This is a genomic window from Micrococcus sp. KRD070 (genome assembly GCF_017168435.1).
GTDB lineage: Bacteria > Actinomycetota > Actinomycetes > Actinomycetales > Micrococcaceae > Micrococcus > Micrococcus luteus.
Genome location: NZ_JABFNH010000043.1, coordinates 1 through 8401, shown reverse-complemented (window position 1 = coordinate 8401; position 8401 = coordinate 1). Strand labels below are relative to the sequence as shown.

Here is an 8401-nt window from a genome sequence, read left to right as displayed (position 1 = left end):
GTTACTACGCGTCTCGTGGGCTCGGAGATGTTTATAAGAGACAGGTCCAGCCGGTCATGATGAGGTCGGGATCGGCGAGGGTCTGGCCGTCGGCCTGGGGCGTGGAGCGCATCTGCTCGGCGAGCTCGCCCCACCGGCTGCCCTGGCCCAGCTCGTCCCGGGCGATGCCCCAGAGCGTGTCTCCCTCCTGCACGGTGTAGGTCCGCTCCCCCGCGGCGGCCGGGGTGTCCTGGGTGGTCTGGCCCTCCTGGGCCATGGCGACGGCGGCGGGAGCGGAGGCGGTGTCCTGCGGGGTCAGGGCGAAGGCGGGGCTGCCACCGCCGAGAGCGAGCACGGCGGCGACCAGCGCGCCGGCCAGGGCCTGCTGCGGGCGCAGCGCTCCGCCCAGGTTGGGGGTCTCGACGCGGCGGATGAGGCTGATCACCTCGACCACGAGCGAGTAGACGAAGGAGGTCCAGAAGCCCCACGCGATCAGGGGCAGCACGGTGCCCATCAGGAACGTGCCGCCGAAGTCGATGCCGGTCAGGGCCTGCTGGAGCTCGGCAGTGCTGGGGATGGGGTTGCCGGCCAGCAGGATCAGGGCGGCGGGGATGCCGACCACCAGGGCGGTCAGGGCCAGCAGGGCCGCAAGGCCTTTGAGGGTGCGCATGGGGCGTGTCTCCGCTCGCGTGGGTAGAGGTCTTCACGGGGTAGAAGGCTGGGGCGGTCCCCCGATGTCCCTTCTAAGTTGATCTGAGGTCAGTTTAGGTGGTGAGGTGGGCCGCCTCAAGGCTGTCACGCTCCGCGCCACCTTGCCGGAACAGCGCCCGCATGGCCGCCAGGGCCGCGGTTCGAGCCGGAGACTCCACTCCCGCGGCCGCCGCGCGCGCTCGCGCATCCGCCTGGCGGTCCCGGTGCATCGCCTCGCGCGCCGCCTCCGCCCGCTCACGAGCTCGGGCAGAGGCTGAGGCGAGCACGAGCCCGCCGGCGTCCTTCCAGTGCTCCAGGCGCCACCGCAGGTAGCCGCGAGCTCGAGCGGTGTCCTGGCCGGCGTCCAGGCTGTGGAGCCGGTGCGCGCCCTGGGGGGTGTGGTCCAGGGCGTGGAGAAGGTCGGCCGGGGTCCAGCCAGCCTCGAGGAAGGGACGGATCAGCGAGCGGACGTCCCGGGCCGAGAGCACGCGCAGACCCAGAGCGCGATCCTGGACGGTGCGGGCGGCGGCCAGCTGCTGACGACGGGTGGCCACTGCGCGGTTGCAGGGCCAGAGCTCGACGAGTCCGCGGTCGCGCGCGTGCGTGGTTCCTCTACGAGTTCTAGTAAGTGAATCCTCTAGCGAGGAAGGGTGCCAGTTTTTCTCCACAGCCCCACGGATCCGACGCTGACCTGCACGCTCCCGTGCTTCGGCCGCGGCGTCGGCACGGTGCCTGGCGAGGATCTTCTCCGCGTCCAGGTGGGGGGTGCAGCACAGCACGTAGACCGCCGCCTCGTTGATCCGCTTGCCACGCTCGTCCGGGGTCGCGTAGGCGGCAGAGCGTCCGGCCGCGACGCGCCCGATTACCCCGTGTCGCATCAGCCAGGCGATGGCCGCGGTCACCGTCGAGGCGCTCCGGCCGATCATCTTCGCCAGGCGCTTGTGCCCGGGACGGGAGATCATCTTCGACCAGTCCGCACAGGCCGCCAGCGCACCCACCAGGGACTCCATCAGCCGCCGACGGATCCGGGAGAGGTCCTGCCAGGCAGGCAGTGCCCGCAGGGCGGGAACGGCGTCGCCCAGGTGCTCCAGACGCCGGGACCCGGTGGGCACCGCGGCCAAGATCACGTCGATGTCGCCCTCCCGGGCACGCGAGGGCCGGCGCCAGTTCTGACGGCACGGATTCGTGATCCGACCCCGCACGGGCCGGGCTGGTTTCTGGCGATGGCGCAGCAGTCGGGCGAGGGTGGACTCCCCCAGGCACGGCGCCGAGGACACGGCCGACGGGAGGGGGGACGTGTCGCGGAGAGGGATTTTGGGTAGACTTGGGCACGACAACAGCAACGTGCCTCCTTCCAGGGAGGGACAGAGCCGGATCCCTTGGCGGGGATCCACCCGAGATCGAGAGCTTCACTGGCGAGTGAGAAGCAGCTCTCGAACAACTGAAATCTTCAGACCGGCACTCTTGGCGGGGTGCTAGTCGCAAGAAGGCGGTTCCGTTGGCGCGGGGCCGCCTTCTTGCATGCTCAGGCGATCTTCACGTCGAAGGCCTCCTGTCCGTTCGACTCGGGGACCTCGTTGGCGTCGAGGTCGGCCAGGATCAGAGATGCGACGTAGTCGGTGACGGTCTCGCCCCGGTAGTCCACGCGGGCGTGCAGTTTCTGCTCGTAGGACCGGGGGAGCTTGGTGGTCACGCTGAAGCGGTCTCCCTTGGACGGGCGACCGCCAGTGCGCCTGGTGGGGCGAGGGTTCGACGGGGGCGTGCGCATGGTCACAGAGTATCCCAATCCGATTCGTCCGAGCCTGCATCTGGAAACAACACGCCGGGGCAGACCAAAGGCCTGCCCCGGCGCGCACGTCACGGCCGGACGTTCAGGGCGTGGAACTCCCCGATTCGCACGTCCTGCGACGAGCGCGTCACGGTCTCGATTACCCCGGACTGGTCCTGGGCCGTCCACTCCACAGACCACGCCGTGATCGCCGTGACCGTGTAGGTCGGGTTCGACATCTTCATGTACGTGTGCCCGCAGTCCGGGGACTCCTCCTTGCCGAAGCGGTCCTCATACGGCGTGCCCGGCCCGTCGCAGATCACCTGCGTACCGTCGCCCATATCCCAGGTAACGCGCACCGGCCGCGCAGTGGCCTGCACCGCAACCCCGTTCATGTCCTTGCTGACCGTGTACGGCCCCCACGCCCGCGGATTCTCCGTGTTCTCCACCCACATCCACGCGGGCAGGCCGACCGCTCCGGTGCCGTCCTCCTGCACGGAGTACGGCACCATGCCTATCTCGATCCCCTCGAGCTGCATCTGCGTCACGAGCTCACGTGCCGCCTGTTCCGCATCCGCCGCTCCTGCCGCGGACGGCCGCTCCCACCAGCGCTGGGGGTAGTTCCTGAAGACGTCGGTTGCGCTTTGCCACTCGGGCACGCATTCCTCCCACGCGCCGCGAGACGGGTCCTTGCCGTCAGGAGGCGGCGGCTGGTTCTCCATGAGGCGCCATATGCAGTTCTTGGCCGGGTCGACGTTCTGGTCGCACTCCTCACGTTCGTGCGTCCAGCCCGCCTGGCAGTAGTTCGACGTTGGTTCGCTCTCCCCGGGCCCCACGACGGGTTGCGTCAGATCGCCGCCACCAGGGCTTCCCGGCTTCTCCCCCCGCACCGTGCAAGCGCCGAATCGGCACTCGGCGTCGCCGGCGGCACTGGCTACGGGAGGGGCAACGACCGCCGCCATCATCATGGCCACCGCCGCCAGCAGAGCACTGCCCAGACAGGTGACTCGTCGCATCTGCATCAGCATGACTTCGGATTCCCCTTCTCGTCTCGCATCACGTCCCGAGTAGCAACCTTCCAGGAGCTGTCGTCGTCCTGCCAGGTCACGATGTACGTGGTCTGATAGCGCAGCGCCGATCCAGAAGAGACAGGCTTGCCATTCTTGTCCTTCACGGAAACGGAGGTGTTGTCCTCACACACCAGCAGCTGGGCGTTGGAGTGAGGGACCTGCTTGCCCTCCACGTTGCTAGTCCCCCCGATGATCGCCTCCAGCAGTTCGACTCGAGACTTTCCCGTGTAAGTCTCACCGGATGACTCGATGGCCTTCAGCTGCTCGAGGTCCTGACTGAGGTAGGGGTCCCGAGCCGCGAGACCCAGCAGCTCCCCATCCACAGAGTTCTGCTTCAAGAAGTGGTCGTTGATGGCGTAGTACAACTGCAAAGCCTTGAAGCCGTGCTCCTTCGCCATCTCATCATTCGTCGGCCGGTCGGACGTCACCGCAGCGAACGTCGAAGCCTTGCTGCTAGAGCTTGCACTCCCAGCTGACGAAGATGCCTCGCTTGCGGACGACGGCACGTCCTGGATCGGCTCCAGCGAGGACTGCGAGGCGCTCGCGGCCGTGGAGTTGCCGCTCGGCTGGCCGCCGCCGTTGCAGCCGGTGAGCGTGAGCGCCAGAGCCAGGACGGCTCCGGTGCATGCGGTGGTCTTGGTGACGCGGCTCATGGTGTCTCCTTGCGGTCAGCGGGTGTTCGAGTGGATCTGGGCGGTGCCCTGGCCGTGGCCGGTCAGGACGCCGGTGGGGATGAAGCGCGGGGTGTAGGGGACGTCGACGTCCACAGTGACCTTGGTGGGGGTGACGTTGACGGTGCCGGTGGCTCCGGCTTCGGCGATCATCCCCTGGGCGGCACGCGCGGCGGCCGCTCTGTCCAGGGTGATGTCCTCGCCGCGGGCGGCTCCGGCCGTGGTGCCAGCGTTGGCGCCGGCGCGGGCGGCCTGGTGGGCGATGGTGACGGCCTCCTCGGAGGCGCGCACCTTGCCGTTCCAGTCGATGCCGATGCCGAAGCCGACGAGCACGATGATGGGGACGAGCATCAGGACCAGCAGGGAGGACTCTCCGTGCTCGCGGCCGAGCCAGGCGCGGAAGCGGGCGATCATGCTCAGCCCCTCTCTCGATAGGTGTCCACGGGGGACGTGGAGTCGGCGGTGATGGTCCAGGACCCGGGGGTGCCGGGGATGGCCAGGTCGGAGAGCGGCACCGTGCAGGTGATGGTGGCGGAGACGGACCCGGGGATGCCGGGGGCGTTGCGCAGGGCGGAGGTGTCCAGCGTGATGTTCTGGGAGCCGCACGTGAAGTCGGTCTGGTCCAGGGTCATGCGGGCGGACTGGCGCGCATTGGATTCGGCCTGGCCGGGGTTGCGGGCCAGGGTGGCCTCGCGGGCGGCGACGCCGGCCGCCGACTCGATGGAGGTCTGTGCTGCTCCGATGCGGCCGCCCATGACGGCGAGGGCGATGAGCAGTCCGATGGCCGGAGCCACGATGAGCAGCCCGACGCCGGACTCGCCGCGCTCATCACGCAGCCAGGCCAGGGACGTGTCGCGGAGGTTCACTTGACCACCCTCTCGACGGGCCCGGTCACGGACCGGGAGACGGACGGGCTGATCCACTGCCCGGTGTAGGCCGGCGCGGTGCCGGTGACGGTGACGGTCATCCGCTCCCCGGTGGTGCTGATGTTCACGGAGGCGCCCTGGAGGGTGCCGGAGTGCTGGGAGATGACCTGCTGGGCGGCCGCCTGGCCCTCGGCGCTCGAGCCGCCCATGACTCGGGAAGTTGCGTAGGCCGCGTTGGCCGCGGACTGAGCCACGGTCGAGGCCTGGTAGTAGGCACCGGCCTGGGGGACGAGGAACACGAGCAGGAGGGCCACCGGCACGATCAGCAGCGAGGCGATGTTCGAGGAACCCGTCTCGTTGCGTGCATGGGCCTCGAGGTGCGCTCGAAGCGGTGCCGTGATGTTCATGGTGGCCCCCCTGCTCGTGGTGTTCCGTCCCTGGCTGGTCTAGTCAGCCCAGCTCGCCGACCTTGTTGGTGGCGAAGGTGTTGATGCCGGCCCAGACCAGGGCGGCCAGCACGACGGCGGCGAGCACGCCGAGGATGATCTCGATGGTCTCGGCGCCGGCCTCGTCCTCGTGCTTGTCCTGGATCCAGGTGCGGAGGATCAGGTACTGCTGCATCAGCTTGTTCATGGTGAGTCCCCTCGTGTGGTGGAAATGGCCTCGGGACGGTCCCGATGCGGGTGGGTGGGTGGATGGGAGATCACGATCTCCGGGAGGAGCTCGCGCGTCTCACGCGCTCATCAGCGTCAGCATCAGAGGGGTGAGGACGATTAGCGTGAACATCAACGCGATGAACATGATGATGTTCTTCATGCGGCCGGAAGCCTCATTCTCACGGGCTGCCTCGGCGTTGAGCATCCGCACGCGCATGTTGCGACCCAACGCGCGCAAAGGCTCGTAGACGCTGGCCCCATTGTCTCCGCTCAGGCGCATGATGCGGGCGGCATCGGTGAGCTCGGGGACGTGGAGCTGCGTAGCCAGGGTCTCCAGGGCGGTCCAGGGCTGGACCTTGGTGAAGCGAGCCCGGACCAGTTCCTGACGGATCCGCTGGAAAGCCCAGGTGTCGCCGATGGCGGCTGCGTTTTCCAGAGCCACCGTGGGCTGGGCGTTGCGGCCGCGCTCAGAGGCCAGCAGCTCGACGAATACCGCGACCGCGCGTGCGAAGTCAGTGCGTGCCTTGGTCGCTCGCTTGCGGGCGGCCGAGTCAGGTGCCAGCCAGGCGACGGCGGCGACGAGCAGGCTGATCAGCAGGGACAGCCACAGCGGCAGGGAGTAGAGCACCTGTGCGGCCACGCTCAGGGCGAGGCAGACCACGAACACGAGTGTGGCGCCGTAGATCTTGGCCCAGGTGTGGCGGCTGCGGGTGGTGCCCAGGATGTCCAGGTCGGCGTCGGTGAGCCCGTTGACCAGGGCCGGCGGCAGCGTGCGCATCGTCCACTGCGAGGCCCGCTCCTGCCAAGAGAGCGCGCCGCCTCCGGAGGTGCTGGTCACGGTGCCGTCGAAGGCCGCCGCGCGCAGGCGCGGGCGCTGGGGCAGCAGGGGCCAGATCAGCGCGGTCGCGGCCAGGCCGAACAGCATGCCGGCGATGATGATCATCATCATGACGAGCTCCTAGCGGTCAGCAGGCGGACCTGCGGCGGCGGGGCTACCACGCGGGTCATCCAGATGATGAGCCCTGCGGTGACCAGAGCCAGGACGAGGTAGAGCGCCTGGCCCAGCGGGGTCTGGTAGGCGGCCATGGGCCCGCCCATTCCGGGGACCAGGCACAAGGAAATCACCACGACGGTGATCACGATGCGGGCCTCACGGCGGGCGCCGGCGCGGTCGGCGTAGATGGCCCGGCGCTTGGAGACCTCTTCCTCCACGGAGGTGGAGAGGTCGTCCAGGGCGTTCGCCAGGCCCTGGCCGCGCTGATTGGCGGCCAGGATCAGCTGCATGACGACCAGGTCGCCGGTCTGGTCTCCCCATTCCAGGCCCAGGCGCTTGAGGGCGTCTGCGGTAGGCCAGCCGGCCTTGATGCGGGCATTCATCGTGGCGATCTCGTCCCGGATCAGGTCGCCGGCGTTGGGCATGGAAGCGGCCAGTGCGGTCTCCAGGGAGGTTCCTGCGACGATCAGGCCGGAGAGCGAGCGCGTCCACATCTCCATCTGCGCCAGCTTCTCGATCTGGGCCGATCCCCCGCCGGAGCCGAAGGCCAAGCGCAGGAGGATGACGGCGCCGGGCAGGGCGACGAGGTAGACGAGCAGGCCGGTGAACAGCGCAATGAAGAAGCCCACGGCGGCGGCGATGCCCACCATGATCCACGTGTTGCGGTCCATGCGGCGGCCGAGTCCCTTGAGGGCGGTGAGCCAGCGCGGATCGGGTGCAGGGGCCTTGGGAGGGGCGGGCCAGAGCCAGTTCACGGCAGCCATGCCCAGGCCGAGGATGCCCAGGGCAAAGCTCAGAGGGAGCAGGAGCGAGCTCATCGGGCACCTCCGGCCAGGCGCAGCAGGTCGAAGCCGGTGCGCTCGAGATCGTTGCGCAGGCGGTTGTCCACGGGAGGGGCCACGGGCACGGCGTTCTCGTCGCCGGGACCCATGCGGAACAGGTCGGCCACCGAAATGCCCTTGTCGGTGTCGCCGGGCAGCACCTCGGAGATCGAGATGATCTTGCGCTTCACCGAGCCATCGGGCTGAGGCACCTTGCGCATCTGCACGACGACGTCGATGTGGTAGCCCAGCTGGCGAGCCATGTAGGTCTCGGAGAACTCGTTCATGCCCAGGCCGACCAGACGGCGCACGGCCTCCTCGCCGGAGTAGGCGTGGACGGTGCAGTAAGTTCCCGCGCCGGTCTGCATCGCGGAGATCATCGCGCCGATCTCCGAACCGCGGACCTCGCCGACCAGGATGCGTGCGGAGTTCAGACGCAGGGCCTTCTCCATGGCCATGGTCAACGTGTACTCGCCGATGGTGCTGCCGTCGGCGGCGCGCTCGCCCGATCCGGGGCGAGCCTGAAGCTCGATCGGCGGGACCAGGCGAGAGTCGAGCCGGTCCAGGTGCAGCTCGCGCTCCTTCTCGATGGTCACGATCTGCTCCAGCGGGCCGATCTTCTCCGCCAGGGCGCGCATCAGGGTCGTCTTGCCGTCGCCGCCGAAGCCGCTGATGACGATCGTCTTGCCGGCCTGCACGAGCGCCGTGAGGAACTCGGCGGCCAGGGGGCTCAGGGTGCCGTTGTCGACCAGCTGCTCCAGGGTGGTGTTCACCAGCCGATGGATGCGGAATACGGCGGTGGGCCGCGTGGAGACCGGGCGGGCGGTGGCGGCCAGACGGACCGAGCCCATCAGGTCCATGTCCAGGTCGGGGTGGGCCGCAGAGA

At 68.8% G+C, this 8401-nt stretch carries 12 protein-coding genes; all 12 read right to left on the bottom strand.

Annotation, left to right across the window (positions count from 1 at the left end):
• Positions 1-31: 31 nt before the first annotated feature.
• Complete coding sequence (locus tag J1M38_RS11545) at positions 32-649, bottom strand: LysM peptidoglycan-binding domain-containing protein (RefSeq protein ID WP_206501269.1); 618 nt, start codon at positions 647-649, stop codon at positions 32-34.
• 94 nt (positions 650-743) lie between these two features.
• A complete protein-coding gene (locus J1M38_RS11540; RefSeq protein WP_206501268.1) occupies positions 744-1781 on the bottom strand; it encodes a hypothetical protein in 1038 nt (345 codons plus the stop codon).
• A gap of 413 nt (positions 1782-2194) precedes the next feature.
• A complete protein-coding gene (locus J1M38_RS11535; RefSeq protein ID WP_031943856.1) occupies positions 2195-2362 on the bottom strand; it encodes a hypothetical protein in 168 nt (55 codons plus the stop codon).
• Positions 2363-2526: 164 nt separating this feature from the next.
• On the bottom strand, positions 2527-3465 hold the full coding sequence (locus J1M38_RS11530; RefSeq protein WP_206450849.1) for a hypothetical protein: 939 nt from the start codon (positions 3463-3465) through the stop codon (positions 2527-2529).
• Positions 3459-4160: a hypothetical protein gene (locus J1M38_RS11525; RefSeq protein ID WP_206450848.1), complete on the bottom strand. Its 702-nt coding sequence runs from the start codon at positions 4158-4160 to the stop codon at positions 3459-3461. The genes J1M38_RS11530 and J1M38_RS11525 overlap by 7 nt, the downstream gene beginning before the upstream one ends.
• 15 nt (positions 4161-4175) lie before the next feature.
• Entirely contained in the window at positions 4176-4592 is a 417-nt protein-coding gene (locus tag J1M38_RS11520) for a hypothetical protein (protein ID WP_049159529.1), read from the bottom strand.
• Between the two features lie 2 nt (positions 4593-4594).
• Entirely contained in the window at positions 4595-5044 is a 450-nt protein-coding gene (locus J1M38_RS11515; protein ID WP_206450847.1) for a TadE/TadG family type IV pilus assembly protein, read from the bottom strand.
• Positions 5041-5451 (bottom strand): hypothetical protein, encoded by a 411-nt coding sequence (locus J1M38_RS11510; protein ID WP_031943861.1) that lies wholly within the window; start codon positions 5449-5451, stop codon positions 5041-5043. The genes J1M38_RS11515 and J1M38_RS11510 overlap by 4 nt, the downstream gene beginning before the upstream one ends.
• A gap of 43 nt (positions 5452-5494) precedes the next feature.
• Entirely contained in the window at positions 5495-5677 is a 183-nt protein-coding gene (locus J1M38_RS11505; protein WP_087114221.1) for a hypothetical protein, read from the bottom strand.
• 99 nt (positions 5678-5776) lie between these two features.
• A complete protein-coding gene (locus J1M38_RS11500; RefSeq protein WP_031943863.1) occupies positions 5777-6649 on the bottom strand; it encodes a hypothetical protein in 873 nt (290 codons plus the stop codon).
• Complete coding sequence (locus tag J1M38_RS11495; protein ID WP_206450846.1) at positions 6646-7512, bottom strand: type II secretion system F family protein; 867 nt, start codon at positions 7510-7512, stop codon at positions 6646-6648. The genes J1M38_RS11500 and J1M38_RS11495 overlap by 4 nt, the downstream gene beginning before the upstream one ends.
• Positions 7509-8401, bottom strand: an 893-nt coding sequence (locus J1M38_RS11490; RefSeq protein ID WP_206481751.1) for a CpaF/VirB11 family protein, incomplete at its 5' end; no start/stop codon positions are given. The genes J1M38_RS11495 and J1M38_RS11490, both read right to left, overlap by 4 nt.

Excerpts from the sequence above, each read along its gene's own strand:
- J1M38_RS11545 (WP_206501269.1), bottom strand. The coding sequence starts at position 649 with ATGCGCACCCTCAAAGGCCTTGCGGCCCTGCTGGCCCTGACCGCCCTG.
- J1M38_RS11530 (WP_206450849.1), bottom strand. The coding sequence starts at position 3,465 with ATGCTGATGCAGATGCGACGAGTCACCTGTCTGGGCAGTGCTCTGCTG.
- J1M38_RS11525 (WP_206450848.1), bottom strand. The coding sequence starts at position 4,160 with ATGAGCCGCGTCACCAAGACCACCGCATGCACCGGAGCCGTCCTGGCT.
- J1M38_RS11520 (WP_049159529.1), bottom strand. The coding sequence starts at position 4,592 with ATGATCGCCCGCTTCCGCGCCTGGCTCGGCCGCGAGCACGGAGAGTCC.
- J1M38_RS11510 (WP_031943861.1), bottom strand. The coding sequence starts at position 5,451 with ATGAACATCACGGCACCGCTTCGAGCGCACCTCGAGGCCCATGCACGC.
- J1M38_RS11505 (WP_087114221.1), bottom strand. The coding sequence starts at position 5,677 with ATGAACAAGCTGATGCAGCAGTACCTGATCCTCCGCACCTGGATCCAG.
- J1M38_RS11500 (WP_031943863.1), bottom strand. The coding sequence starts at position 6,649 with ATGATGATGATCATCATCGCCGGCATGCTGTTCGGCCTGGCCGCGACC.
- J1M38_RS11495 (WP_206450846.1), bottom strand. The coding sequence starts at position 7,512 with ATGAGCTCGCTCCTGCTCCCTCTGAGCTTTGCCCTGGGCATCCTCGGC.